The sequence below is a fragment of the Bordetella genomosp. 2 genome, assembly GCF_002261345.1.
GTDB lineage: Bacteria > Pseudomonadota > Gammaproteobacteria > Burkholderiales > Burkholderiaceae_B > Bordetella_A.
Map to the genome: position 1 here is coordinate 330,222 of NZ_NEVT01000007.1, position 24,039 is coordinate 354,260.

Annotated in this window: 26 protein-coding genes; 13 read left to right on the top strand and 13 right to left on the bottom strand. The window is 70.5% G+C overall.

The genetic code is table 11. The features are described 5' to 3' along the window. Positions 1-9: 9 nt before the first annotated feature. Positions 10-1,215, bottom strand: coding sequence for an MFS transporter (locus tag CAL24_RS18300; RefSeq protein ID WP_094807495.1), 1,206 nt, complete (start codon positions 1,213-1,215; stop codon positions 10-12). Positions 1,216-1,319: 104 nt separating this feature from the next. Between CAL24_RS18300 and CAL24_RS18305 the strand changes: the two genes are divergently transcribed. Beyond that, positions 1,320-2,303, top strand: a complete 984-nt coding sequence (locus CAL24_RS18305; RefSeq protein ID WP_094807496.1) for an AraC family transcriptional regulator — start codon at positions 1,320-1,322, stop codon at positions 2,301-2,303. Between the two features lie 13 nt (positions 2,304-2,316). Here the strand turns inward: CAL24_RS18305 and CAL24_RS18310 are convergent, their stop codons facing one another. Then, positions 2,317-2,523, bottom strand: coding sequence for a DUF7661 family protein (locus tag CAL24_RS18310; protein ID WP_094807497.1), 207 nt, complete (start codon positions 2,521-2,523; stop codon positions 2,317-2,319). 74 nt (positions 2,524-2,597) lie between these two features. Here CAL24_RS18310 and CAL24_RS18315 point away from each other — a divergent pair, with 74 nt between their 5' ends. The 4 genes from CAL24_RS18315 to CAL24_RS18330 all read left to right on the top strand — a co-directional run bounded on the left by CAL24_RS18315 (position 2,598) and on the right by CAL24_RS18330 (position 6,579). Next, on the top strand, positions 2,598-3,206 hold the full coding sequence (locus CAL24_RS18315) for a LysE family translocator (protein ID WP_094807498.1): 609 nt from the start codon (positions 2,598-2,600) through the stop codon (positions 3,204-3,206). A 21-nt stretch (positions 3,207-3,227) separates the two neighbouring features. Continuing rightward, positions 3,228-4,163 (top strand): LysR family transcriptional regulator, encoded by a 936-nt coding sequence (locus tag CAL24_RS18320; protein WP_094807499.1) that lies wholly within the window; start codon positions 3,228-3,230, stop codon positions 4,161-4,163. A gap of 130 nt (positions 4,164-4,293) precedes the next feature. Beyond that, positions 4,294-5,562 carry a carboxylesterase family protein gene (locus tag CAL24_RS18325; protein WP_094807500.1) on the top strand — a complete coding sequence of 423 codons (1,269 nt, stop codon included), beginning with the start codon at positions 4,294-4,296 and terminating at the stop codon, positions 5,560-5,562. 63 nt (positions 5,563-5,625) lie between these two features. Next, on the top strand, positions 5,626-6,579 hold the full coding sequence (locus tag CAL24_RS18330) for a Bug family tripartite tricarboxylate transporter substrate binding protein (RefSeq protein WP_094807501.1): 954 nt from the start codon (positions 5,626-5,628) through the stop codon (positions 6,577-6,579). 15 nt (positions 6,580-6,594) lie between these two features. Here CAL24_RS18330 and CAL24_RS18335 read toward each other — a convergent pair whose 3' ends face one another. From CAL24_RS18335 to CAL24_RS18365, 7 genes are read right to left on the bottom strand one after another with little or no spacing between them, the layout of a single operon-like run. Beyond that, positions 6,595-7,320 carry an amino acid ABC transporter ATP-binding protein gene (locus CAL24_RS18335; protein WP_028352473.1) on the bottom strand — a complete coding sequence of 242 codons (726 nt, stop codon included), beginning with the start codon at positions 7,318-7,320 and terminating at the stop codon, positions 6,595-6,597. A gap of 22 nt (positions 7,321-7,342) precedes the next feature. Continuing rightward, entirely contained in the window at positions 7,343-8,038 is a 696-nt protein-coding gene (locus CAL24_RS18340; RefSeq protein WP_094807502.1) for an amino acid ABC transporter permease, read from the bottom strand. Then, complete coding sequence (locus tag CAL24_RS18345; protein WP_051439208.1) at positions 8,035-8,736, bottom strand: amino acid ABC transporter permease; 702 nt, start codon at positions 8,734-8,736, stop codon at positions 8,035-8,037. The genes CAL24_RS18340 and CAL24_RS18345 overlap by 4 nt, the downstream gene beginning before the upstream one ends. 46 nt (positions 8,737-8,782) lie before the next feature. Beyond that, the gene (locus tag CAL24_RS18350; RefSeq protein ID WP_094807503.1) at positions 8,783-9,637 is read right to left on the bottom strand and encodes an ABC transporter substrate-binding protein; all 855 of its coding nucleotides are present in this window, start codon (positions 9,635-9,637) and stop codon (positions 8,783-8,785) included. Between the two features lie 24 nt (positions 9,638-9,661). Continuing rightward, positions 9,662-11,266, bottom strand: coding sequence for a rhodanese-like domain-containing protein (locus CAL24_RS18355; protein ID WP_094807504.1), 1,605 nt, complete (start codon positions 11,264-11,266; stop codon positions 9,662-9,664). Beyond that, positions 11,263-12,447 carry a cystathionine beta-lyase gene (metC, locus tag CAL24_RS18360; protein ID WP_094807505.1) on the bottom strand — a complete coding sequence of 395 codons (1,185 nt, stop codon included), beginning with the start codon at positions 12,445-12,447 and terminating at the stop codon, positions 11,263-11,265. The genes CAL24_RS18355 and metC overlap by 4 nt, the downstream gene beginning before the upstream one ends. Beyond that, the gene (locus CAL24_RS18365; protein WP_028352479.1) at positions 12,447-13,034 is read right to left on the bottom strand and encodes a hypothetical protein; all 588 of its coding nucleotides are present in this window, start codon (positions 13,032-13,034) and stop codon (positions 12,447-12,449) included. The genes metC and CAL24_RS18365 overlap by 1 nt, the downstream gene beginning before the upstream one ends. A gap of 143 nt (positions 13,035-13,177) precedes the next feature. Here CAL24_RS18365 and CAL24_RS18370 point away from each other — a divergent pair, with 143 nt between their 5' ends. The 5 genes from CAL24_RS18370 to CAL24_RS18390 all read left to right on the top strand — a co-directional run bounded on the left by CAL24_RS18370 (position 13,178) and on the right by CAL24_RS18390 (position 18,697). Then, positions 13,178-14,041, top strand: coding sequence for a LysR substrate-binding domain-containing protein (locus CAL24_RS18370; RefSeq protein WP_028352480.1), 864 nt, complete (start codon positions 13,178-13,180; stop codon positions 14,039-14,041). 101 nt (positions 14,042-14,142) lie between these two features. Next, entirely contained in the window at positions 14,143-14,868 is a 726-nt protein-coding gene (locus tag CAL24_RS18375) for a DUF3348 domain-containing protein (RefSeq protein WP_094807506.1), read from the top strand. A 13-nt stretch (positions 14,869-14,881) separates the two neighbouring features. Continuing rightward, positions 14,882-17,437 (top strand): DUF802 domain-containing protein, encoded by a 2,556-nt coding sequence (locus CAL24_RS18380; protein ID WP_094807507.1) that lies wholly within the window; start codon positions 14,882-14,884, stop codon positions 17,435-17,437. Then, positions 17,434-18,081 carry an OmpA family protein gene (locus tag CAL24_RS18385; protein WP_094807508.1) on the top strand — a complete coding sequence of 216 codons (648 nt, stop codon included), beginning with the start codon at positions 17,434-17,436 and terminating at the stop codon, positions 18,079-18,081. The genes CAL24_RS18380 and CAL24_RS18385 overlap by 4 nt, the downstream gene beginning before the upstream one ends. Beyond that, on the top strand, positions 18,074-18,697 hold the full coding sequence (locus CAL24_RS18390) for a DUF2894 domain-containing protein (RefSeq protein WP_094807509.1): 624 nt from the start codon (positions 18,074-18,076) through the stop codon (positions 18,695-18,697). Before CAL24_RS18385 ends, CAL24_RS18390 begins: the two co-directional genes overlap by 8 nt. A gap of 4 nt (positions 18,698-18,701) precedes the next feature. Here the strand turns inward: CAL24_RS18390 and CAL24_RS18395 are convergent, their stop codons facing one another. The 3 genes from CAL24_RS18395 to CAL24_RS18405 all read right to left on the bottom strand — a co-directional run bounded on the left by CAL24_RS18395 (position 18,702) and on the right by CAL24_RS18405 (position 21,381). Continuing rightward, on the bottom strand, positions 18,702-19,406 hold the full coding sequence (locus tag CAL24_RS18395; RefSeq protein ID WP_028352485.1) for a ribonuclease activity regulator RraA: 705 nt from the start codon (positions 19,404-19,406) through the stop codon (positions 18,702-18,704). Positions 19,407-19,476: 70 nt separating this feature from the next. Further along, positions 19,477-20,115: a Vgb family protein gene (locus tag CAL24_RS18400; protein WP_094807510.1), complete on the bottom strand. Its 639-nt coding sequence runs from the start codon at positions 20,113-20,115 to the stop codon at positions 19,477-19,479. Between the two features lie 45 nt (positions 20,116-20,160). After that, positions 20,161-21,381, bottom strand: a complete 1,221-nt coding sequence (locus CAL24_RS18405; RefSeq protein WP_094807511.1) for a helix-turn-helix domain-containing protein — start codon at positions 21,379-21,381, stop codon at positions 20,161-20,163. A 127-nt stretch (positions 21,382-21,508) separates the two neighbouring features. On the opposite strand from CAL24_RS18405, the gene CAL24_RS18410 reads away from it, so the two are divergent. Next, complete coding sequence (locus CAL24_RS18410; RefSeq protein ID WP_094807579.1) at positions 21,509-22,291, top strand: DUF899 domain-containing protein; 783 nt, start codon at positions 21,509-21,511, stop codon at positions 22,289-22,291. Positions 22,292-22,313: 22 nt separating this feature from the next. Continuing rightward, complete coding sequence (locus CAL24_RS18415; RefSeq protein ID WP_094807512.1) at positions 22,314-22,976, top strand: DUF2182 domain-containing protein; 663 nt, start codon at positions 22,314-22,316, stop codon at positions 22,974-22,976. A gap of 16 nt (positions 22,977-22,992) precedes the next feature. Here CAL24_RS18415 and CAL24_RS18420 read toward each other — a convergent pair whose 3' ends face one another. Continuing rightward, positions 22,993-23,619: an acetyltransferase gene (locus CAL24_RS18420; protein ID WP_094807513.1), complete on the bottom strand. Its 627-nt coding sequence runs from the start codon at positions 23,617-23,619 to the stop codon at positions 22,993-22,995. 242 nt (positions 23,620-23,861) lie between these two features. Between CAL24_RS18420 and CAL24_RS24175 the strand changes: the two genes are divergently transcribed. After that, complete coding sequence (locus CAL24_RS24175) at positions 23,862-24,020, top strand: hypothetical protein (protein ID WP_170947115.1); 159 nt, start codon at positions 23,862-23,864, stop codon at positions 24,018-24,020. Positions 24,021-24,039 lie beyond the last annotated feature (19 nt).

A 24,039-nucleotide genomic window follows, 5' to 3' on the forward strand; every position in this document is an offset into this window, starting at 1 on the left:
GCACGGCCGCTACTGCGCCACCGGCAAGGCCCGCCAGCGAAACACGGCAAACACGCACAGCGTCGCCGCCAGCAGCACCAGCCCGCTGCCCAGGAATACGCCGCGCGCGCCGCTGGCGTCGAACACCGCCCCGCCGGCGGCCGCCCCGGCGGCGATGGCGAACTGCACGGCCGCCACGATCAGGCCGCCGCCGCTTTCGGCCTCGTCCGGCACCACGCGGGTCAACCAGGTGCTCCACGCCACCGGCACCGCGCCGAACGCCATGCCCCACAAGGCCACCAGCCCCGCATCGGCCAGCGGCGCGCCGCCCAGGCCGGCCAGGACCAGGCCGATCGTGCCCATCAGCAGCGGCATCAGCATCAGCGTCGCCCGCAGGTTGCGCTCCAGCACGAAGCCGGCCAGCGACGTGCCAAGGAAATTGGCCACGCCGAAGCCCAGCAATATGCCGGACACGCCGACCACGCCCACGCCGGTCACGTTTTCCAGGAACGGCCGCAAGTAGGTGAAGAACGCGAAATGGCCGGCGAACACCAGCAGGCAGGCGAACATGCCGACCGCCACGCCCGGGCGGCGCAGGACTTCCACCATGGTGCCGAGCCGCGTCGCGCCGGCCGGCGCCATGCGCGGCAGGGCCAGCCATTGCCAGGCGAATGCCAGCAGCCCCAGCACAGTGGCCAGCAGGAAGACGTTGCGCCAGCCGATCAGGTCGCCAAAATAGCTGCCCAGGGGCGCCGCGGCGATGGTGGCGGCCGAGACGCCGGCGAAGATCATCGACAAGGCGCGCGGCACCAGGTCGGCCGGCACCAGGCGCATGGCGGTGGCGGCCGACATGGTCCAGAAGCCGCCGATCGCCACGCCCAGCAGCACGCGGGCCCCCAGCAGTATCTGCAGATTCGGCGCGAACGCCACCAGCAGGTTGGACACCATCAGCAAGGCCGAAAACGCCAGCAACACATAGCGCCGGTCGATGCCGCGGGTCATGGTCGGGATCAGCAGGCCCGCCATCAAGGCAATGACGGCCGTGACCGTGACGGCCTGCCCCGCCAGCCCTTCGCTCACGTCCAGGCTGGCGGCCATGGGCGTCAGCAGACTGGCGGGCAGGAACTCGGCCGTCACCAGCCCGAATACGCCCAGGGCCAGCGAGAACACCGCGTTCCAGGCGGGTTTCTCCGGCGCGGGAACCGGGCCCGCGGCGGCTTGCATACGTGCTTCCATCGAGTACTTCCTTAGGTAATTCAAGCGATATGGCAGCGTAAGCGCGCGAGCCCGGACGGTCTATGATATAAAATCCGATATTATTGACTGATCGTCCGATCCTGATGGCACCGAAAATCCCGGCCCCGACGCCCGGCCACGATCTGGCCAGCGAACTGCTGATGGGCATGCGCCTGGTGGGGGTGAAATACCGGCGCATCGAAATGGACGCGCCCTTCGGGCTGGCGTTCGGCAACGCCCCCGGGCGCGCGCAGTTTCATTTCATCGGCCGCGGGCCGGTGCTGCTGCGCACGGCCAGCGGCCAGGAATTCCCGCTCGCTACCGGCGACGCGCTGCTGCTGCCGCAGGGCGGCCAGCACGAACTGCTGTCGGCGCCGGATGTCGCCAGCCGGGACATCGACGTGTTCGCCTCCACCAACCTCTGCGCCACCGTGTGCGCCGTGACGCCGCCCGACGGCGCGGCCTGTCCCGTCAGCGGCGTGCTGATCTTCAGCGGCTGCATGGAGTTCGACCTGGGCGGCATGCAGCTTCTGGTGGCGTCCATGCCCGAGGTGATGTTCGTCGGCACGCTGCTGGAACGCAATCCGGAGCTGCGGCCCATGCTGGAAGCCATGGAACGCGAATCGCTGGCCCGGCGCGCCGGCTTCGCCGGCATCCTGGCGCGCCTGGCGGACGTGGTGTCCGCCTTCATCGTGCGGGCCTGGGCGGAATGCGGCTGCGGCGACGCCACCGGCTGGGTCCAGGCCCTGCGCGACCCGCGCCTGGGCAAGGTGTTCCTGGCCCTGCACCGCGACCCGGGCCGCAACTGGACCGTGGCCGAGCTGGCGGCGGAAATGGGCAGCTCGCGCTCGGTGTTCGCCGAGCGCTTCCTGGCCGTGACCGGCATGACGCCGGTGCGCTACCTGACCGAATTGCGCATGCGCCTGGCCATGCAATGGATCAGCCGCGACCGCGAGGCCATCGAGACGGTGGCCTACCGGCTCGGCTACGGCTCATTGGCGGCCTTCAGCCGGGCCTTCAAGCGCGTGCTGGGCCACCCTCCAGGCGAATTGCGGCGCGCCGCGCCGCTGCCCGCTCCGCCCAACTGACGGCGCCGGCGCGCTACAACGGCACGATGCGCCCGCCCGGCGGCGACAGTTCGTGCAGGAGGTCGTCCAGGTATGCCGGGATATCGGCGGCGTCCAGGTCCGGCGGCAGCACCAGGTCGTGTGCCGGCACTCGCTTGCCGGCCGTCTCGCGGTATACCTGCCAGCCGCCGGCGGTCCGCAGGATTTCCAGCCGGTAGCGTCCGTACACGTCGAATCGCATGGGATCTCCGTACAATGCCCTTGCCGCGCCGCATCCGCCGCCGCGGCATTCTCATGCCCTGGGCTAGAAATACCATGACGCTGCACACCTGGCTGCTGTATCTCGTCGCCGTGACCGGCCTGTCGTTCACCCCCGGGCCCAACACATTGCTGGCGCTCACGCACGGCGCGCTGCATGGCCACCGCAAGGCGGTATGCACCATCGCCGGCGGCACGCTGGGCTTCATCCTGGTGATCGCGCTTTCCATGCTCGGCATCAGCGCCTTGCTCAAGGCCTGGTCGCCCGCCCTGCTCCTGCTGAAATGGGTGGGCGGCGCCTACCTGGTCTACCTCGGCCTCCAGCTGTGGCGCGCGCCCGCGGTGCGGCTGCAGGCCGAACCCAGCGCGCCGACGGCGCGGCCGGCGCGGCTGTTCGGCCAGGGCCTGCTGTCGGCGGTATCGAATCCTAAGGCGCTGTTGTTCTTCGGCGCCTTCCTGCCGCAGTTCATCGATCCGGCGCGCAGCCTGGCGGTCCAGTTCGCGGTCATGGCGGCCACCTTCGCGGCCATGGAATTCGTCGTCGAGTATGGCCTGGCGCGCACCGCGCACCGTATCCGGCCGTGGCTGGAGCGCGTCGGCAGGCGCTTCAACAAGGTGTGCGGCGGCGCCTTCGCGGCGATGGGAATCGCGCTACCGACGACCTAAGCCGGTGCGCGCGCAACCGTCATGACGCCCTTTCGCGGCAAGCTCCGCATCCGCCACCTGGAGATCGTGCTGGCCGTGGCCGAGCTGGGCAACCTGTCCAAGGCCGCGGCGCAGCTGCACAGCACCCAGTCCGGCCTGTCGCGCGCCATCGCGGAAATCGAGGAGCTGGTCGGCGCCCGCCTGTTCGAGCGCACGCCGCGCGGCACTTCCTGTACGCCGCTGGGCGCGGCCATGTGCCGCCATGCGCGCCTGCTGCTGTCCGGCTTCCGCACCGCCGAGATCGACCTGGCGGCCGTGCTGCGCGGCGAAGAAGGCAGCCTGACGGTCGGCTGCTTCTCGATGTTCGCCGGCTGGCCGGTGGCCGAGGGCGCGCGCCTGTTCCGCGAGGCCTATCCGCGCATCATGCTCACGCTGGAGATCGGCACGCACGAAAAGCTGATCGAAGACCTCGATGCCGGCGCGCTCGACGTGCTGATCAGCCGGTTTTCGGCGACGGTCAACCCGCAGGTGTATCGCTCGGCCCCGCTGCTCAACGACCCGGTGGTACTGGCCTGCGCCCCCGCGCACCCGTTGGCGGCGCAGCCTGGCGCCACCCTGGCCGACTACGTGCGCTACCCGTGGATCACCGCGCTGCCGGGCAGCCGCATCCGCGGCGAGCTGGAGAACTCGCTGCGCCAGGCCGGCCTGGCCATTCCCGCCATGATCGGCGCGCTGTCGCCGGAATTCGGGCGCGAGATGCTGTTGGCCGGCGATTACCTGTGGATGCTGCCGGGCAGCGTGGCGGCGGTCGGCCGGGCGCGCGGCGATTTCCACGTATTGCCGTGCCGGCCGGCGCTGAAGCGCTCGCCGCTGGCCGCGATCTGGCGGCGCGACCGGCCCAGCACCCGCCAGGCGCGGGCCTTCGCCAGCCTGCTGGCCCAGGTCATCCAGGCCGAACAGCTCGACCTGGAAGCGTAGGGCGCGACCGGGCCATGCGCAGTCCGCATGGCTTGGTTCGAAATCCGCATGCCCGCGCACGCGGGTTCCTTCCTACCATAACAGCAAGGCCGCCCCATGACGCGGCCATGACAACACGCCGGGGAGGAACATGAGCACGACCGTTCGGGTTGAACTTGAACAGGGCCCGCTGACGGGCATACGCCAACACGGCGTATGCCGTTTCAGCGCCATCCCGTACGCCGAGGCGCCGGTCGGCGCGCTGCGGTTCGCGGCGCCGCGGCCGGCGGCGTGGCGCGGTCCGCGCGATGCCACCCGGCCCGGCCCGGTCGCGCCGCAGCTGCCGTCGCGCCTGCGCGATGCCATGGGCGACTTCGACGCCACGCAATCGGAAGACTGCCTGCACCTGACCGTCTGGACTCCTCGCCCCGATGCCGCGCGGCGGCCGGTGGTGGTCTGGCTGCACGGCGGCGCCTGGCAGAGCGGCGGCGGCGCGCTGGACTGGTACGACGGCGCGCGCCTGGCGGCGCTGGGCGACGTGGTGGTGGTCGCGGTCAACTACCGCCTGGCGGCGCTGGGCTGGCTGTATGTGCCGGGTGAGGCTGCCAACGCCGGCTTGCTGGACCAGGAGCTGGCCATCGACTGGGTGCTGGACCACATTGCCGCCTTCGGCGGCGACCCGGCCCGCCTGACCGTGATGGGCCAGTCGGCCGGCGCCTCGTCGATCTGCGCCATGCTGGCCCGCCGGCCGCGCTTCTCGCGGGCGATTCTGCAAAGCGCCGCGCTGGGCCGCGGCTTCCGCACCGCGGAGCAGGCCTGGCGGCTGAGCCAGGCGTTCCTGCGGGCCGCCGGCGCGGCCGACCTGGCGGCGGCGCGCGCCCTGCCGGTGGCCGCGCTGCTCGACGCCCAGCGCGCCCCCGCGGTGGTCGAGGCGCTGCAGGCCGAAGGCACGCAGCGCAGCCTGTTCTGCCCCGTGCTCGACGGCGCGATCCTGCCCCACGACATTGTTCCCGCGCTGGAGCAAGCGGCGGGCCGCGCCGACGTGCTGGTCAGCGTCACGCGCGACGAGATGGCGGCCTTTCCCGGCCATGGCGCCACTGCCGCCGACCGCGAGCTGGGCGAGCGGATATTCGGCCGCCCGTCGCGGCAATGGGCCGAACAGGCCGCCGCGCGCGGCCGGCAAGCCTGGCTGGCGCGCTTCGATGTCGCGCCCGCGCCGCGCTACGGCGCCTGCCACTGCATCGAACTGCCCTTCGTGTTCGGCACCCTGCCCGCCTTCGCCGCGGCGCCCATGCTGCACGGCCTGGACTCGCGGCATGCCGGACAACTGAGCCAGGCGGTGCAACAGGCCTGGATCGGCTTCATCCGGGGCGAGTCGCCCGGCTGGGAGCCCGCGCCCCACCAGCAAGTGCTGGCCTAGACGCGGCGCGCCCGGAACGCGCGCGCCGCCATACCGACAAGACAAACGCCAAGGGAAACCTCCATGCGCATCAAGCTCATTGCCGCCGCACTCGCCCTGTTGATCCCGCTCGCCGCCGCCGCGGCGTATCCGGAGCGGCCGGTCACGATCATCGTCTCCAACCCGCCGGGCGGCCCGGTGGACGTCATGCTGCGCGTGCTGGCCAAGCGGCTGGGCGAGACCTGGGGCCAGCCGGTGGTGGTGGAAAACCGCCCGGGCGCGTCGGGCATCATCAGCACGGGCGCGCTGGTCAAGGCCGAGCCGGACGGCTACACGCTGGGCATGGTGGTGGCCTCCGCCGTCACCATCGTGCCGTTCGCGGTCGACAAGCTGCCCTACGACACGCGGCGCGACCTGCAGCCCATTTCGCTGGTCGCGCGCACGCCATTCATTTTCATCGCGCCGGCCGACAGCCCGATCAAGACCTGGCAGGATTTCGTGCACGCCAGCAAGGCGCGCAACCTGACGGTCGGTTCGTTCTCCATCGGCACGGCGTTTCACCTGGTATGGGAACAGACCGCGCGCCGCGCCGGCATCACGGCGCTCTACGTGCCGTCGTCATCCTCCGGCAAGACGCAAAGCGACCTGATCGGCGGGCAACTCGATGTCGCGCTGGATGCGCCATCCAGCGCCAAGGGCCTGATCGACAGCGGCCGGGTGCGCGCGCTGGCGATCACCAGCCCGCAGCGCTTCGCCGGCTTGCCCGACACTCCCACGCTGGCGGAATCGGGGCTGCAAGGCTACGCGCCGCAGCCCTGGATCGGCCTGATGGGGCCAGCCGGCATGCCGGCCGAGCGCGTGGCGTTCATCCGCGAATCGGTGGCGGCCGTGCTCCAGGAATCGGCCATGCGGGCGCAGATGCAGACGCTGGGCATGATCCCGGTCGGCAGCAGTCCCCAGGAACTGGCCGCCACCATCGAATCCGACCGCGCCGACATGGAGCCGCTCATCAAGGAGCTGGGCATCCGCCTGCAATAGCGCCGCCCCCGGGGGTCAATGGATGATGTCGGCCAGGAACTTGCGGGCCCGCTCGTGGCGCGGGCGCGAGAAGAATTCGGCGGGCGGGGCGTCCTCGAGGATCTCCCCGCGGTCCATGAACCAGACGCGGTCGGCCACTTCGCGCGCGAAGTTCATTTCGTGCGTGACGCACACCATGGTCATGCCCTCGGCGGCCAGGTTCTTCATGACGCCCAGCACCTCGCCGACCATCTCCGGGTCCAGCGCGCTGGTGGGCTCGTCGAACAGGATCAGCGGCGGCTTCTGTGCCAGCGCCCGCGCGATCGCCACGCGCTGCTGCTGGCCGCCCGACAGGTTGGCCGGCATGGCGTCGAGCTTGTCGGCCAGGCCGACCTTCTGCAACAGTTCGCCGGCCAGTTCGTAGGCTTCCTTGCGGCCCATGCCGCCGACCTTGATGGGCGACAGGGCGATGTTGTCCTTCACCGACAGGTGCGGGAACAGGTTGAACTGCTGGAACACGAAACCGATGCGGGCGCGCAGGTGGTTGATGTCGACCCTGTCGCCGCTGATGCTCTGGCCCTGCACGCGGATGGTGCCGCTCTGGATCTCCTCCAGCTTGTTGATGGTGCGGATCATGGTGGACTTGCCCGAGCCGGAGGGGCCGCACACCACCAGCACCTCGCCGGTGCGCACCTCGCCGCAGATGTTGTTCAGGGCGTGGTACTTGCGGTACCACTTGTTCACGCTTTCGAACTGGATCATTTGTCTCTCCATGCGCGCCCGGCTAGATCGCCAGCCCCAGGCGCCGGTTCCGCAGGTGCTGCTCCAGCCGCTTGGCCAGCCGCGACAGCAGCGCGCACAACAAGAAATAAAACAGCGCCAGCACCAGGTAGGTGCGCAGCGCGCCCGTCAACTCGATGCTGTTGATCTGCTGGGCCGAGAACGCCGCTTCCTGGACGCCGATGATGTAGACGATGGAGGTCGCCTTGATGGTCGAGACGAACTGGTTCAGCAGCGACGGAATCATGTTGCTCAGTGCCTGCGGCAGCTGCACCGACCACATGGTCTGGAAGTAGCCCAGCCCAACCGCCCGCGCGGCTTCCACCTGGCCGGCCGGCAGCGACTGGATGCCGGCCCGCACGATCTCGGCGAGGAAGGCCGATTCATAGACGATGATCGCCGCCAGCGCGGTGGAAAACGGCGGCACCTCCATGCCGGTCAGCGCCGGCAGCAGGAAGTACGCCCAGAACACGATCATGATCAGCGGAATCGACCGGAAGGTATATACCCAGGCCATCGACGCCCATTGCACGGCGCGGTTCTCGCTGGTGCGCGCCACGCCGATCAGCAGCGCGAACGGGAAGGCCCCCGCCAGCCCGAGGGCGGCCAGGACCAGCGTGCCGGCGAAGCCGCCAATGGGGCCGTTGGGCCAGGACCCCACCAGGAACATCATGCCGTAGGTGTGCAGGAACTCGATCATGCTCGACTCTTGAAACTGGCCGGATACTTGCGCGCGAGGTGGGCGCCCAGCGCCGAGATCAGCAACGCCATGCACAAATAGATCAGGGTGGAGATCATGAAGACCTGGAACGTCTGGAAGGTCGCGTTCTCGATGCGCTTGGTCTGGTAGGTCAGGTCCGTGACGCCGATCACCATGGCCAGGCTGGTGTCCTTGAACAGGATGATGGACCGGTTGATGATGGGCGGCACCGCGTAGCGCACCGCCTGCGGCAGCACCACGTAGCACAGCGCCTGCACCGCGCTCAGCCCCACCGAGCGCGCGGCCTCGACCTGCGTCGCCGCGATGGCCCGTATGCCGGAGCGGATGTCCTCGTAGTAATAGGCGCTGACGTTCAGCGACAGCGCGATCAGGGCGAACGAGAATTCGGTGTTGCCCTGGTTGATCCAGTCGCGGATCGCGGCGGGCAGGATCTCCGGCATGCCGAAGTACCAGACCAGGATCTGCACCACCGTGGGCACGTTGCGGTGATATTCCACATAAAGCGCCACCAGCGCCCGCACGATGCGCGACGGCACCAGGTTGACGCCGGTCAGCGCCAGCGCCACCAGGAAGCCGCCGGCCAGCGCGCCGGCGAACAGGCGCAGCGTGATGCCGACGCCGGTCATGAGCATGCCCATGATTTCCGGGTCGGACAGCATAGAGAAAGAAAAATCCATGGGAATGGCGAGGGCGCCGCGGCGCCCCCCTGCTCCGGTTGCCTGGCTACTTCGCCGCGTCGGCCTGCGAGGCCGCCGCCACCGACTCCACCTTGAAGTCGCGCTTCATCTTGTAGATGGAGCCTTCGCCCATCCACTTGTCGTAGATGCGGGTCAGCTCGCCCGACTTGTCCAGCGCGGCGATCGCCTGGTTGATGGCCGCCAGCAGCTCCGGCTCGCCCTGCTTGACGATGATGCCGATATGCTCGGTGTGGGTGGGCTGCTCCAGCAAGGCGGTGGGCTTGCCCTCCTCGCGCGAGTCGTTCAGGAAGCGGCGCAGCACCAGCTCGCCCGCGGTCATGGCGGCCACCTTGCCGCTCTGCAGGCCGACGTAGCACTGCGAGATGTTCTGGAAGGTCAGCACCTGGGCGTCCGGCAGCACCTTCTGCGCGATCGCGGCCGAACTGGAGCCCGAGGACGCGCAGACCTTCTTGTCCTTCAGGTCGGCCAGCGTCTTGATGCCGGAATCCTCCTTGACCAGCACCTTGATGTAGCCCTGCAGGTACTGGTCGCTGAAATCGACCTGCTCGGCGCGCTTGGGCAGCCACGCCACCGCGCCGGCCATCATGTCGACCCGCCCCATCTTCACCTCCGGGATGCGGGCCTCGGTCGAGACCGGCTTGTGCTGGACCTTCAGCCCCATCTGGCCGGCCACGGCCTTGCACATGTCGACGTCGTAGCCGACGTACTCGCGGGTGGCCGGGTCCTGGTAGCCATAGGGCGCGCTGGCATTCTGGGTGCCGCACACGATGGTGCCACGCGCCTTGATGTCGTCCAGCTGGCTGGCCGCCGCCGGGCCGGCCCAGGCCGCCGCGGCGATGACGGCCCCCAGGGCCGCGTATTTGCTGATCGGGTGGTGCATGTCTTCTCTCCTCCTGTGTCAGGGCTAGGCGCCCACTGAGAACGTCCTGCGTTCCTGTTCGTCGATCTGCGATACCAGGTTGGTTTCCCATTCCAGGTACTTGCGCGCGGCCTCCTTGTTGCCGTCGTGGCGGTCGTGCACGAAGAACAGGTAATCGATGCAGGCCTCATCCGGCAGGTCGGCGTTGTCGGCCAGCGGCAGGCCGGACGCGCGCAGGGCCGCGTCGTCGAGCACGCACAGATGAATATCGCGCCGGCCGGCCTGTTCCAGGTCGTGGGCCAGCAGGCCCAGCCTGGCCCGGCTGTCGCCCAGCAGCAGCACCGGCCCGGCCGGCCGCCCGGCGAGCTGCCGCGGCAGCGTCGGGCGGATCGTCCACGCCGCGCCCCGCAGGCTGGCCTGGCGGAACCGGGCGCTGGGCCGGGCGTCCAGGATGGCCGCGTCGGGATGGGCCGCGACGAACGCGGCCAATTGCTCCGCCGGCACCTCGCGGGTATGCGCCAGCGCCGGGGCAGGCGCGGCGCCCGTCGGCAGCTCGCCCAGCTCTTGCGGGTCGGCGAGCAGGCTGACGTCCCAGCCGAGCTGCTTGAGCCAGCTCGCCACCACCGGCGCCCGGATGCCATCGGTGTCGCACAGCACGATGCGCGCCTTGCGCACGCCGATGTACTGGTCGGTGGCCTGGATCAACTGCCCGCCCGGCGTGTGCTGCGCCAGCGCCGGCAGATCGCCCTGTTGGTGTTCTTCTTCGGTGCGCACGTCGCACAGAAAGACATTGCGGCTCGCATCGGCCAGCCAGGCGCGCACCTGGGCGGCGTCCACCACGGGCAGCGCGAACTTGTCGCGCAGCCGGCCGGCGCGCTCGCGCAGCGCGTCCAGGCCATGCGCCGGGACCTGCGCCGGATACACCCGGCCGGACTGGTGTTCGAGCGGCAGGTCGGCCAGGTACCAGCCCTGGGTGCCGTTTTCCAGCGCGTAGACTTCGTTGGGAATGCCCAGGTTGATCAGCGTCTGCGCGCCGATGATGCTGCGCGTGCGGCCGGCGCAGTTGATCACGATCTTGGTGCGCGGGTCGGGCGCCAGTTCGCCGATGCGCAGCGCCAGTTCGCCGTTGGGGCAGCAGATGGCGCCCGGGATGTTCATCTTCCGGTACTCGGCGACCGGCCGGCCGTCCAGCACGATGAGATTCTCGGACGCATCGTTGAGCATCTCGTGCAGCTTGCCGGCCGACACGCTGGGCGTGTGATAGACGTGCTCGGCGATCTCGCCGAATGTCTTGCTGGGCAGGTTGACGCCCGCGAAGGTGGCGTAGCCGGCCTCGGCCCAGGCCTCGATGCCGCCCCGCAGCACGTGCACCTGGCTGTAGCCCAGGCCGTGCAGCACGCGCGCGGCCGCCAGCACCGCGGACTCGGTGCGGGCGTCGCCATAGATCGCCATGCGCGTGCCGGTGCGCGGCACCAGCCGCGCGATGTGCAGTTCCAGTTCGCTGTAGGGCAGCGGCACGGCGAAGAACAGGTGGTTCTCGCCAAACTGGCCATGCTCGCGCACGTCCAGCAGGGCCAGTTCGGCCTCGTCGTGGATCCAGGTTTTCAGGTCGCGGGCCTCGACGTACCGCGGGGTTGACTCATTCATCATGCAATCGCTTGTTGTTGTGATAGATCGGGCAGCGCGTCCAGCAGCGCGCCGAGGTCCTGGCGGAGGTCGGCCGGATCTTCCAGGCCGATGTGCAGGCGCAGCAGGTAGCCGGGCGGCGCGGCCTGGCCGGCCAGGCGGGTGCGCGCGACGTCTACCGGCAGCACTAGGCTTTCATAGCCGCCCCACGACGAGCCGATGCCGAACAATTGCAGCCGGCCGATGGCCGCCTCCACGGCGGCGGCGGGCAATGCCGGATCGAACTCGACGGTCAACAGGCCGTTGCTGCCTTGCGCATCGCGGCGCCATAGCGCATGGTTGGGGTCGCCGGGCAGCGCGGGGTGGAAGACCGTCCTGATGGCCGGCTGTCCGGCCAGCCAGGCGGCGATGTCGAGCGCACTTTGCGCATGCCGCTGCATCCGCAGCTCGAGCGTGCGCAGGCCGCGCAGCACCAGGAAGGCGTCCTCAGCCGCCACCGTCTGGCCCAGGTTGACGCTGACATTCTCGATCGCGTCGAAATGCGCGCCGGTGGTGGTCACCGAGCCCATCATCACGTCCGAATGGCCGCCCAGGTATTTGGTGGCCGCCACCACCGAGATGTCGCAGCCCAGCGCCAGGGGCCGGCAGGCCAGGCCCGAACCCCACGTGTTGTCGGCGCACAGCACGATGCCGCGGGCCCGGCAGGCCTGGGCGATCGCCGGCAGGTCGAGCATGTCGTACAGCAGCGAGCTGGGCGACTCGGCATAGACCATGCGCGTCTCGGGCCGCAGGTGGCGCTGCCAGCCGGCGTCGCGGGCGCTGAAGAAACTGTGGCTGATGCCGTAATGCACCAGTTGCGTGGCGCACAGGCGCCTGACCGGCTCGTACACGCCCTCGGAGATCAGCACGTGGTCGCCCGTCTTCAGGCAGGCCAGCAGCGTGGCGGCGATGGCCGCCAGCCCGGTCGGGAACAGCTTGCTGCGGTGCCCGCCTTCCAGTTCGGTGATCGCGTCTTCCAGCGCATATACCGTTTCGTTGCCGCGCGCGCCGTAGGACAGCACCCGCTGCGTCTCGCGCTGCCGGCGCGCGTCGCGCCATTGCTCCAGGCTGTCGAACAGGTAGGTGCTACCTTTCACGATGGGCGTGTTGGCCCAGCCGGAGGCTGGCCGGCCCATGTGCGCCAGCCGGGTCGCGCGGGCGCGCATCACGCGCTCCGGCGCGTCTGCACGCCCACCGACATGACCTTGCAGGTGTGGTTCTCGGTGTCGTAGGCCAGGCGCCGGTCGAGTTTCTCGAGCGCCAAGCCGTACATGTGCAGGTGGCGGATGCTGGCGTCCTCGATGCGCACCGCGTGGATGTCGTCCGCCAGCAGGGCGATGCCCTGGCCGGGCGAGACCAGCTGCACGCCCGTCTCGCGCAGCGTGGCGTGGCCGGGCCGGCTGCCGTCGTCGGTGCGCTCGTACAGGTAATTGCTTTCGGTGCCTTCCACGGCCGCGATGCAGGCCCAGGTCGTGTGATTGTGAGGCACGATCTTCTTGCCCGGCTTCATCACGTTCAGGTACAGCGCGTAGGTGCTGTCCGGCTCTTCGTGGATCAGGTAGCGGGCCTGCAGTTCATCGCCTTCCGGCGCGGGATAGTCCGCCTCGGACCACCACTGCGGGCGCGCGGCGATCTCCACCAGCGCGTCCAGCACGACGGCGAGGTTCTCGCGCGTGACGTGGCCGCCGGTCTGCTGTTTTGCGGTGTCGATGAAGCGGGCGATGGCCGCCTGCTTGTCGTGGGCTTGGGTCATGGGTCGTCTCCTGTAGCGAAGACGACTATAGGAGCGGGGTCCCCCGCCCACAAATTAATTGTTATAAGAAATATATAAGCACCCCTAATCCTTTATCTATGAAATCGCCGCTTGGCGAGATGGCGCGCTTAAGGGTAATCCCCATGAAAAATCTCGACCTCGACCTGCTGCGCACCCTGGTAACCGTAGAAAAAGCTAATACATTCTCGGGCGCCGCGCAGGCCCTGTACAAGACGCAGTCGGCCGTCACGCAGCAGATGCAGCGGCTGGAAAGCCAGATGGGCTGCCCGCTGTTCCAGAAGAAGGGGCGGCGCCGCATCCTGACCGCGCAGGGCCAGCAATTGGCCGACTACGGGCGGCGCCTGCTGGCCATCAACGACGAAGCCTTGCGCAGCATCGGGCGCAACCAGATGGAAGGCCAGATCAAGCTGGGCGCGCCGCTCGACGTGGCCGACACCATCCTGCCGCCGGTGCTGACGCACATCGCGCGCCATGCGCCCAAGGTGCGCATGGAGATCCGCGTGGACCGCAGCCCGTTCCTGATGGAAGCCCTGGAATCGGGCGACATCGACCTGACCATCTCGACCCGCGCCAGTCCCGACCTGGTCGGCTTTGCCCTGCGGACTTCGCCCACGGCCTGGATATGCGCCGCCGACTACGTCTACAACCGGCGCGCGCCCCTGCCCCTGATCCTGGCCGACGAGCCGAGCATCTTCCGCCGGCTGGCGCTCGACGCGCTGGCGCAGACGCGCCTGACCTGGCACATCAACTACCTGGCGCCCACGCTGGTGGGCATCAAGGCGGCGGTGCGCGCGGGACTGGGCGTGACCGCCCGCAGCGTGGAACTGCTGGGCGCCGACATGCGCGTGCTGGGCGAGGCCGACGGCCTGCCGCCGCTGCCGCCCATGACCTACATGCTGTGGACGCGCGGCGACACCATCAGCCCGCTGACCCTCGCCATCTATGAAATGCTCAAGGCCCACTTCGAACAGCAGGAGGCCGCCTAGGCCCCGGCCGCCACCATGGGCGCTTGTTTTCACATTTTGTTGCGTTTGCGCGCGTGCCCGTCCCGCACCCTGTAAACTGCCGGATTTTCGACTCTGGCGGTATGGTTCAAGTACCCCGGCGTACAGGCGTCAGCGGACCGGCCCTGGTCCGCTTGCTGACCCGCCTGGCACACGCCGATATCTCCGAATCCGGGCAATCGCTTGCGGACCGGCTGAGCCTGTGGCTCGGCTGGACGGACGCGATTGCCCTCTCGGCGGTGCTGGACAGCGGCGCCCAGGCGGCCCCGGCCGGCGCGCCGGCATCCGACAGCGCCGAGGAAGACGAATGCGCCCGCCTGCGGGCCGCGCTGACAGACGCCATCGACGACGACGGCACGCGCGCGCGTGCGCCGATCCTGCGGCGCGGCCAGCCGGTCGTGCGCGAGACGCCGCCCGACACCGGCACCGATTACGCGCCGCACCGGCAACGCTACCTGACCCTGCAGCAGACCATGGAGACCCGCATCGGCCAGTTGCGCAGCCGGCTGCGGGCGATCCTGGCCGGCATGCCGGGCATGGCCCGGCTGGCCATGATGGACGCGGTCATGGACCGCTCGCTCGGCGCCCACGAACGGCGCCTGCTGGCCACCGTGCCCGCTCTGCTGGAAAGCCACTTCGCGCGCTTGCGCCAGGCAGCACAGGACGCGCCGGACGAACCGGCGACGGCCGCGCCGGCCCAGTGGCTGGCCACTTTCCGGCAGGACATGCGCAGCGTCCTGCTCGCCGAACTGGACATTCGCCTGCAACCGGTCGAGGGGCTGCTGGCCGCCCTGCGCGACCGCCCGTAGGCTCTAGGACACCATGACCCGATATCTCGTTCATTCCGTTGTTTTCCTGGCCGGCCTGGCCGTCGTGTGCTGGATCGGCGCCGGCTATCTCGGCTCCAATCCGCTGGCCCTGGCCGTGACCGGCCTGATCGCCCTGTTCTACCTGGCGGGCGCGCTCGAACTGCTGCGCTACCGCCAGGGCACCGCCACGCTCACGCGCGCCCTGGCGGGGCTGTCGGAAGCGCCGGCCAGCCTCGGCCAATGGCTCGCCCAACTGCACCCCGGCCTGCGCAACGCCGCGCGCCTGCGCATCGAAGGCGAACGCGCCGCCCTGCCGGGGCCCGCGCTGGCGCCCTACCTGGCCGGGCTGCTGGTGCTGCTGGGCATGCTGGGCACGTTCCTGGGCATGGTGGCCACCCTGCGCGGCACCGGCCTGGCGCTGGAAAGCGCGGTCGATCTGCAGGCCATCCGCGCCTCGCTGGCGGCGCCGGTCAAGGGCCTGGGATTCGCGTTCGGCACCTCGGTGGCGGGCGTGGCCAGTTCCGCCGCCCTGGGGCTGCTGGCCGCGCTGTGCCGGCGCGAACGCATCCAGGCGGCGCAGGCGCTCGACGCGAGCATCGCGACCACGCTGCGGATCTATTCGCAAAGCCATCAGCGCGAGGAAAGCTTCAAGCTGCTGCAGCGGCAGGCCGAGGCCATGCCGGCCCTGGTCGACCGGCTGCAGGCCATGATGGAAGCGCTGGAACGGCAGACCCGGGCCATGAACGAGCGGCTGGCCGCCGGCCAGGACGACTTCCACGGCAAGACGGAGGCCGCCTACACGCGCCTGGCCGCTTCGGTCGAGCAATCGCTCAAGCAAAGCGCCGCCGACAGCGCGCGCGCCGCGGGCACGGCGATCCAGCCGGCCGTGGAGGCGGCGCTGGCGGGCCTGGCGAGCCAATCCGCCGCGCTGCAGGACCAGGTGGCCGATGCGGTGCAGCGGCATCTCGACGGCCTGGCCGGCCGCTTCGAAGCCACCACCGCCACCGTGGGCGACATCTGGAACCGCGCGCTGGACGGACAACAGCAAGCCAACGCCAGCCTCAACGCCAAGCTGGACGCGGCGCTGCAGCGCTTCGCCGACACCTTCGAGCAGCGTTCGGCCAGCCTGCTCGACGGCGTGGCCGGGCGCCTGGACACGGCGGCCAGCCAGGCCGCCGGCGCCTGGAGCGCCGCCCTGGCCGAGCAGGAGCGCGTCAATGCCAAGCTGGATGTGGCCCTGCAGCGCCACGCCGACACCTTCGAGCAACGCTCGGCCGGCCTGCTCGACGGCGTGGCCGGGCGCCTGGACGCCGCCGCCGCCCAGGCCGCCAGCGCCTGGAGCGAGTCTCTGGCGGGCCAGGAGCGCGTCAACGACAAGCTGGCCGCAGCCCTGCAGCACTACGCCGACACCTTCGAACAACGCTCGGCCGGCCTGCTCGACGGCGTATCCGCGCGCCTCGACGCGGCCGCCGGCCAGGCCGCCGGCGCCTGGACCACGGCGCTGGCCGAACAGGAACGCGTCAGCGAAAAACTGGCCGAGTCCCTGCAGCGCTTCACCGACACCTTCGAGCAGCGCTCGGCCAGCCTGATCGACGGCGTATCCGCCCGGCTGGACGCCGCGGCCGGCCAGGCCGCCGGCGCCTGGAGCGCCGCCCTGGCCGAACAGGAACGCGTCAACGGCAAGCTGGCCGATGACAGCCAGCGCGCCCTGGCGACGGCCGCCGCCGCATTCGAGCAGCATTCGGCCGAATTGCTGCGCACGCTGGGCCAGTCGCACGCCGAACTGCAAGCGCAACTGGTGTCCCAGGACCAGCAGCGGCTGACGGCCTGGAACGACAGCCTGGGCGCGATCGCCGCCACGCTGCGGCAGCAATGGGAACAGGCCGGCGCGCACGCCAGCAGCCGCCAGCAGGAGATCTGCGATGCGCTGGCCCGCGCGGCGCAGGACATCTCGACGCAGACCGGAGCGCAGGCGCGCGACACCATCGCCGAGATCGCGCGGCTGGTGCAGGCGGCGTCCGAAGCTCCCAAGGCGGCCGCCGAGGTCATCGGCGAGCTGCGCCAGAAGCTGTCCGAAGGCATGGCGCGCGACAACGCCATGCTGGAAGAGCGCAGCCGCCTGCTGGAAACGCTCGGCACGCTGCTCGACGCCGTCAACCATGCCGCCACCGAGCAGCGCACGGCGGTCGACGCGCTGGTCTCGAACTCCGCCGAGCTGCTGGACCGCGTCGGCAGCCAGTTCGTCGCCAAGGTCGAGGATGAAACCGGCAAGCTCGGCAGCGTCGCCGCGCAGGTGACCGGCAGCGCGGCCGAGGTCGCCAGCCTGGGCGAGGCCTTCGGCGCGGCGGTGCAGTTGTTCAGCCAGTCCAACGACAAGCTGGTCGAGCACCTGCAGCGCATCGAGACGGCCCTGGACAAATCCATGACCCGCAGCGACGAGCAGCTCGCCTACTACGTCGCGCAGGCGCGCGAAGTGGTCGACCTGAGCCTGATGTCGCAGAAGCAGATCGTCGAAGACCTGCAACAGCTCGCCGCGCAGCGGGCTCCGGCCGGCAGCGAGGCCGCATGAACGAGGAAATCGACGCCGGCGTGGAGCCGACGGCCCCGGCATGGGCCGTGTTTGGCGACCTGATGTCCGTCTTGCTGGGCGCCTTCGTGCTGGTGCTGGTGAGCGTCATCGGCGTGCAGCTGGAGCTGTCCGCCAGGCTGGCGGACGAAGTCAAGCAGCGCCAGCAGGAAACCGAGCGGCGCGAGGCGCTGGAACAGGCCCTGGCGGGGCCGCTGGCCGAAGGCCGGGTCACCTTCGTGGACGGGCGCATCGGCATCAGCGGCAGCGTGCTGTTCGCGCTGAACTCCGACCAGTTGCAGCCCGAGGGCCTGGACATCCTGCAGAGCCTGGTGGCGCCGCTGAGCGCCTACTTGCAGGCGCACGACGAAATCCTGATGGTCAGCGGCTTCACCGACGACCTGCCGGTGCATGGCACCAACCGCCGCTTCGCCGACAACTGGGACCTGTCCGCGCAGCGGGCGCTGACCGTGACGCGCGCCCTGATCGACGCCGGCATCGCGCCCTCCTCGGTCTTCGCGGCCGCGTTCGGCGCGCAGCAGCCGGTGGCCCCCAACGTCGACGCCGCCAGCCGCGCGAAGAATCGCCGCGTCGAGATCGCGCCGGTGCCCCGCCCCTCCACCGCCACGGTGGCCGCGCGTGAATAGCGCCGACCCGCGCGACGCCCAGGCGACGCTCGACGCGTGGCGCGAGCGCGGCGCCGACCGCCTGGACCCCGCCCGCTTTCATTTCATCGCGGCGCTGGCCCGCCGCGCCACCGCCCATGACGGCGAGGCGCGCCGCATCCTCGACGAGCGGCTGGCCGGGCTGCTGCAAGCGTACGGCGAGGCGGTGGAACGCGCAGCCGGCCGCGACGCCGCCGGCCGCGCGGCCGGGCCCGCCGCGCCGGCCGGACCGCTGGCCGAACTGCTGCGCCAGTTCGCCCGCGGCGGACAGGCGGGCGGCGCGGCGCCGGATGGCGCTTATCCGGAACTGGCGGCGCTCGATTATTTCCGCGAAACCTGGGCCCGCCTCAGCACCGACCGGCAACTGCGCCAATCGGAAGCACAGGTTCCGCACAACGCCGGACCGCTCAATTCGAATCACCTGGTGCACCGCGCACTGTCGCTGATGCACGAGCTGTCGCCGGCCTACGTGCGCCAGTTCCTGGCGTATCTCGACGCCCTGGCCTGGCTGGACCAGCTGCAGGCCGCCACGTCGGCGCCGGCCGCGCCCGCGGCGGCGCGGCCGCGCAAGACCGGCGGCCGCGGCCGCTCTCAGTAGCGCGCTATTGCTTGGCGGCCTCGTAGCGGGCCCGCTGTTCGGCATTCGGCGGATACAGCCCCGGCAGCGCCGCGCCGGCCCGCACCTCGTCCATGATCCAGCCTTCCAGGCGCTCCTGCTCGACCGCCAGCGCCACCACCTCGTCCAGCAGCGCGGCCGGGACGACCACCGCGCCATCCTGGTCGGCCACGATGACGTCGTCGGGAAACACCGCCACGCCGCCGCAACCGACCGGCTGCTGCCAGTCCACGAAGGTCAGGCCGGCCACCGAGGGCGGCGCGGCCGCGCCGCGCGCCCACACCGGCAGGCCGGTGGACAGCACGCCGGCCAAGTCGCGCACGGCGCCGTCGCTGACCAGCGCCGCCACGCCGCGACGCGCCATGCGCGCGCACAGGATGTCGCCCCAGAAGCCGGCGTCCGTGACGCCCTGCGCGTCGACCACGGCGATGCAGCCGGCCGGCATCTGCTCGATGGCGGCGCGGGTCGATTTGGGCGAACTCCACGACTCCGGCGTCGCCAGGTCCTCGCGCGCCGGGATGAAGCGCACCGTAAAAGCGCGGCCGACCATGCGCGGCAGCCCCGGCGCCAGCGGAAAGGCGCCGCGGATCCAGACATTGCGCAGGCCCTTCTTGAGCAGGATGGTGGTCAGGGTGGCGGTCGTCACGCCGGCCAGCGCCTCGAAGGCGGCGGCGTCTTTCGTAGCATCCACGGGCATCTCCAGGAAGAAGCGGCCTGCCTCGGCCGCACTGCCCGCAGTGTATCGCCCGGACCGGTTCGCGCTACAGGCGCGCGGGACGGCGCACGACCCTGACCTTGCCGCTGGCGCCGCCGCCGCAGAAGAAGCGTCCGGCGCCATCCGACTCCAGCCCCGACACGCCGGTGCCGGCGGGCATCTCCAGCACGTCCAGCACTTCGCCGCTGCGCGGGTCGAGGCGCCGCAGGTCGCTGGCGTCTTCTTCCCAGGTGCCGTGCCACAGTTCGCCGTCGACCCAGGTCACGCCGGTCACGTAGCGGTTCGATTCGATGGTGCGCAAGATGGCGCCCGTGGCGGGATCGACCTGCACGATCTTGCGTTCCGGATAGCGGCCCACCCATAGCCAGCCTTCGGCCCACGCCAGGCCGGAATTGCCCGCGCCCGCGGGGGCCGGGATGGTGCCGACCACCTCGCCGGTGCGCGGGTCGATTTTCTGGATGCGATCGCCCGCGATCTGGTACAGGTGGCGGCCGTCGAAGGCGGTGCCCGCATCGGCCGCCACATCGATGGCGCGCCCCAGGGTGCCGTTGTCGGGGTCCATGGCATGGAGCTGCCGCCCGGTGGCGACCCACACGTGCCGGCCGTCATAGCTGACCCCATGCACATCCTCGACTCCCGGGAAGGGTCCGTACTCGCCGATGATTTCGGCTGCCGATCGGTTCATGGTTCTCTCCTCGCTGGTAGCTGCATGGGGTTGACAGCTTCCATGCTAGCCCTCCGGCAGCGCCATGGGGAGTAACAAGCTTGGCGCGAATCCCGGCATTGGCGGCGCGATCCAGCGGCGCGCCCGGCCATGCCCGAGCGCCTGCGCCTTGCCGGCCGCCGCCAGCGCATCCAGCGCCCGCTGCACCGTGCGCTGGCTGGCGTCCAGCGCCAGGGCCAGGGCCGAACTGGACCAGGCTTCGCCGTCGGCCAGCAGCGCCAGCACCGCCGCGTGCGGCTCGTCGACGGGCCGGGCCAGGACGATCGGCGCGCCGTGCCGATGCGGCCGCAGCGCATAGCCGCCGGGCGTCGCCACGATGCCGGCCAGGCCCTGCAGCGCGCGGCGCAGGCGTCCGATCTCGACGCGCAGGCGCACGCGGTGCGAATCATCGGGGCGGCGCGCGCGGAACACGCGGGCGATCAGCTCGTCCCTGGGCACGTCGCGCGGCCATGCCTCGGCCAGCAGGCGCGCCAGCGCGAACAGCACCGGACGCCGCGCCAATGGCACCGCGGCATGCGCATCGCGCACCACATGGCGGCACGCGTCGACCACCAGCCCGGGCGACCCGAGCAATTCCTCGACCTGGTCGAGCGACAGCAACTGTTCGCCGCGCGGCCCGACGCGCCGCGCCGCGGGCGCCTGCAGCAAACGCGCCATGCCATCGACCTCGGCGGCGAGCGCCGGGATGCCCGCCTGGCCGGCCGCGCGCGCCGCCCGCGCCAGCGCCAGGCGGGCATCGCGCGCGCGCAGGCGCCGCATGGCGATACCGGCCAGCGCCAGCTCGTGGGTGGCCTTGAACGCCATCGGCAAGCGGGCCGGGTCCAGCCCGGCCAGCAAGCGCTCGGCTTCGTCCAGCCGGCCGATCAGCAGCAGGCGGCGCAGCTCCAGATAGCGCGCATGCGCGGCATTCACCTGGTCGCCGTGCGCTTCGAGGGTGGCCCGCGCGGCCTCGAGCGTCCTGGCCGGCCAATTGAGGTCGCGCGCCGCCAGCGCGATCTCGGCTTCGGCGATGACGCAGCGGGCGCGGGCCGCCGCGCTGGCGGCGCCGAATGCGCGCGCCGCGCCGCGCACCAGCGCGCGGGCGCGCGCGAACTCGCCCAGCTGCGCCATCGCGATGCCGCGCAGCGCCAGCGCCGCCGCGTCGTCGCGCAGCGCGACGCGGTTCAGCGCGGCGAGCGGATCACCGGCCGCCAGCGCGCGCGCCGCGGCCTGGATGAGCAAGTCCATCGGAATCCCGCCACACTTGTCACTCCCACCGTTCGATGTGGCGATCCTAACCTATCGCATCAGGACCAACCAGCGCGCCAGCACGGCCATCCCGGCCGGCGCGGCGCGGCATCCAACGGAGGACACCATGCAGGCAACCCACCCCACCGGCACCCGCCAGGCCTGGCTCGCGGCGCGGCTCGAACTGCTCGAGGCCGAAAAGGAACTGACACGGCGCAGCGACGAACTGGCGCGGCGCCGCCAGGAGCTGCCCTGGGTCCGCATCGACAAGCCATACCAGTTCGACACGGACGCCGGCCCGGCCACGCTGGCCGACCTGTTCCAGGGCCGCTCGCAGCTGCTGGTCTATCACTTCATGTTCGGCCCGGACTACCGCGCGGGCTGCCCCTCGTGCTCGGCCATCGCCGACGGCTTCGACGGCTGCGTCGCCCACCTGGCCAACCACGACGTGACGCTGATGGCGGTATCGCGCGCGCCACTGGCCAAACTGCAGGCATACAAGCAGCGCATGGGCTGGAGCTTCCCCTGGGCCTCGTCGGCCGGCAGCGATTTCAATGCGGATTTCAACATCTGGTTCACCGAGGCGCAGCAGCGCGCCGGCGACATCGAATACAACTACCACCGCGAGACGCGCTTCGAATGGCGTCCCGGCCAGGAAGGCGGCGGCGTCCAGGCGGAAAACCTGATGGCCGCCATGTGCGGCACCGACCGGGCCACCTACCACCGCGACCGGCCGGGCATGAGCGCGTTCGTGATGGAAGACGGCGTCATCTACCACACCTATTCGACCTACGCACGCGGGCTCGACGGGTTGTGGGGCATGTACCAGTGGCTGGACCGCGCCCCCAAAGGACGCAACGAATCCGGCATCTGGTGGCGCCGGCACGACGAGTACGCGCGGCCCGAATAGCCGCGCGCCGCGGACGATCGCCATGTTCGACGCGCTGCCGGTTTGCGGCGACCGCCTGGCCTGGACCATGTGGCTGCCGCTGCCCGGCCAGACCTGGCCGGGCGCCGCCCTGTCGTTCGCGGCCATGTGGCTCGCCATGATGGCGGCCATGATGCTGCCGGTCCTGCTGCCCGCGTTGTGGCGCCATCGCCTGGCCGCCGGGCCGGCGCGCCAGGCCTGGTGGATGGGGCAGGCAGGGCTGGCCTACCTGTCCGTGTGGGCGCTGGCGGGCCTCGCCGTCTATCCGCTCGGCGCGGCCTGGGCGACGGAGCAACTGGCGCGGCCGGCCCTGCTGCAGGCCACGCCGCTGCTGGGCGCGCTGGCCTTGCTGGCGGCCGGCGCGCTGCAATTCAGCGCCTGGAAGGCGCGCCATCTGGCGGGCTGCCGCCAGGCCCCGCGCCATGGCCGCGACGCCGGCTGGCGCCACGGCCTGCGCCTGGGCCGGCATTGCGCCGGCAGTTGCGCCGGACCGATGACGGCCCTGCTCGCCTTCGACATGATGGACCCCGCCGCGATGGCGGCGGTCACCGCCGCCGTCATGCTGGAACGGCTCGCGCCGGATTCCCTGCGCGCGGCGCGTGGCCTCGGCATCGCGGCCATCGGCGGCGGCCTTTACCTGCTGGCGCGGGCCGTCGCACCGGGCTGAAGCGCGACGCCCGCGCTCAACCCCATTTGGCGCAAAAGGCCTGCGCACCCGCCTGCTGGAAATCGGCCAGCCGCGCGGCGATGAGATCCTCCGGCCAGTTCCACCAGGCGATGGCCTGCAGGCGCCGCGCCGTGTCCCGGTCGAAGCGGTCGCGGATCTTGCGCGCCGGCACGCCGGCGACGATGGTGTATGGCGCCACGTCGCGGCTGACTACCGCCCCGGCGGCCAGCACGGCGCCGTCGCCCACCACCACGCCGGGCAGCACGATGACGCCGTGGCCGATCCAGACATCATTGCCGATGACGATCCGGTCGCCGCGCCGGTCGCCGAAAAATCCGGCATCGCGCTGTGCATCGGCAAAGTAATATTCCGGACAATACGTAAACCGGTGCTGCGACGCCCGGTCCATGGGATGGTTGGGCGCGCCGATGCGCACATGCGCCGCAATGGCGCAGAACCTGCCGATTTCCGCATCGGCGATCATGCAGCGCTCGCCCACATACGAATAATCGCCCAGCGCCGCGTATTCCACGACCGTGTCGTGGAGAATCTCGCAGCGCCGCCCTATGGCGGCTTCGCGCAGCCTGGCGGCGGGGCTGATGACGGTGTCGGCGATCTTCGGGGGCGGCGGGAAATCCGGCATGGGCGTGCGGCCTGCAGGTAACGGGAACAAGCCGCGCACTATAGGCGGCCATCATGACGCGCGCATTTCTTGATATATACGTCTAGACGAATATCACCCTGCGACAGTCGGTCACGAATAAGCGTTTTGGTCACCAATAAGCCATTTCGAAACGATTACAGGACCGAACTCGCCACTAAGCTCTGTGCCTAAATTGGCATGAGCGCGCGGCCCTCGCCGCGCCACCGATGGGAGTCGCCATCATGAGAACCTTCGTCGCGCTGCTGGCCGTCGCCGCCACCCTGGCCGGATGCGTGGTGGTGCCGGCCCGCCCGGCCCACTATCACCACCGCGGGGACGTGTATGTGCGGCCCGCGCCGCCGGTCTATTACTACCCGGCGCCGTACTACTACGGATATTGATTTCCCATCCGGGAGACGA

Excerpts from the sequence above, each read along its gene's own strand:
- CAL24_RS18355 (WP_094807504.1), bottom strand. The coding sequence starts at position 11,266 with ATGATGAATGAGTCAACCCCGCGGTACGTCGAGGCCCGCGACCTGAAA.
- CAL24_RS18400 (WP_094807510.1), bottom strand. The coding sequence starts at position 20,115 with ATGAACCGATCGGCAGCCGAAATCATCGGCGAGTACGGACCCTTCCCG.
- CAL24_RS18415 (WP_094807512.1), top strand. The coding sequence starts at position 22,314 with ATGTTCGACGCGCTGCCGGTTTGCGGCGACCGCCTGGCCTGGACCATG.
- CAL24_RS18350 (WP_094807503.1), bottom strand. The coding sequence starts at position 9,637 with ATGCACCACCCGATCAGCAAATACGCGGCCCTGGGGGCCGTCATCGCC.
- CAL24_RS18310 (WP_094807497.1), bottom strand. The coding sequence starts at position 2,523 with ATGCGATTCGACGTGTACGGACGCTACCGGCTGGAAATCCTGCGGACC.
- CAL24_RS18410 (WP_094807579.1), top strand. The coding sequence starts at position 21,509 with ATGCAGGCAACCCACCCCACCGGCACCCGCCAGGCCTGGCTCGCGGCG.
- CAL24_RS18345 (WP_051439208.1), bottom strand. The coding sequence starts at position 8,736 with ATGGATTTTTCTTTCTCTATGCTGTCCGACCCGGAAATCATGGGCATG.
- CAL24_RS18320 (WP_094807499.1), top strand. The coding sequence starts at position 3,228 with ATGACGCCCTTTCGCGGCAAGCTCCGCATCCGCCACCTGGAGATCGTG.
- CAL24_RS18375 (WP_094807506.1), top strand. The coding sequence starts at position 14,143 with ATGGTTCAAGTACCCCGGCGTACAGGCGTCAGCGGACCGGCCCTGGTC.
- CAL24_RS18340 (WP_094807502.1), bottom strand. The coding sequence starts at position 8,038 with ATGATCGAGTTCCTGCACACCTACGGCATGATGTTCCTGGTGGGGTCC.
- CAL24_RS18330 (WP_094807501.1), top strand. The coding sequence starts at position 5,626 with ATGCGCATCAAGCTCATTGCCGCCGCACTCGCCCTGTTGATCCCGCTC.
- CAL24_RS18315 (WP_094807498.1), top strand. The coding sequence starts at position 2,598 with ATGACGCTGCACACCTGGCTGCTGTATCTCGTCGCCGTGACCGGCCTG.
- CAL24_RS18380 (WP_094807507.1), top strand. The coding sequence starts at position 14,882 with ATGACCCGATATCTCGTTCATTCCGTTGTTTTCCTGGCCGGCCTGGCC.
- CAL24_RS18300 (WP_094807495.1), bottom strand. The coding sequence starts at position 1,215 with ATGGAAGCACGTATGCAAGCCGCCGCGGGCCCGGTTCCCGCGCCGGAG.
- CAL24_RS18325 (WP_094807500.1), top strand. The coding sequence starts at position 4,294 with ATGAGCACGACCGTTCGGGTTGAACTTGAACAGGGCCCGCTGACGGGC.
- CAL24_RS18385 (WP_094807508.1), top strand. The coding sequence starts at position 17,434 with ATGAACGAGGAAATCGACGCCGGCGTGGAGCCGACGGCCCCGGCATGG.
- CAL24_RS18335 (WP_028352473.1), bottom strand. The coding sequence starts at position 7,320 with ATGATCCAGTTCGAAAGCGTGAACAAGTGGTACCGCAAGTACCACGCC.
- CAL24_RS24175 (WP_170947115.1), top strand. The coding sequence starts at position 23,862 with ATGAGAACCTTCGTCGCGCTGCTGGCCGTCGCCGCCACCCTGGCCGGA.
- CAL24_RS18305 (WP_094807496.1), top strand. The coding sequence starts at position 1,320 with ATGGCACCGAAAATCCCGGCCCCGACGCCCGGCCACGATCTGGCCAGC.
- CAL24_RS18405 (WP_094807511.1), bottom strand. The coding sequence starts at position 21,381 with ATGGACTTGCTCATCCAGGCCGCGGCGCGCGCGCTGGCGGCCGGTGAT.
- CAL24_RS18370 (WP_028352480.1), top strand. The coding sequence starts at position 13,178 with ATGAAAAATCTCGACCTCGACCTGCTGCGCACCCTGGTAACCGTAGAA.
- CAL24_RS18420 (WP_094807513.1), bottom strand. The coding sequence starts at position 23,619 with ATGCCGGATTTCCCGCCGCCCCCGAAGATCGCCGACACCGTCATCAGC.
- CAL24_RS18365 (WP_028352479.1), bottom strand. The coding sequence starts at position 13,034 with ATGACCCAAGCCCACGACAAGCAGGCGGCCATCGCCCGCTTCATCGAC.
- metC (WP_094807505.1), bottom strand. The coding sequence starts at position 12,447 with ATGCGCGCCCGCGCGACCCGGCTGGCGCACATGGGCCGGCCAGCCTCC.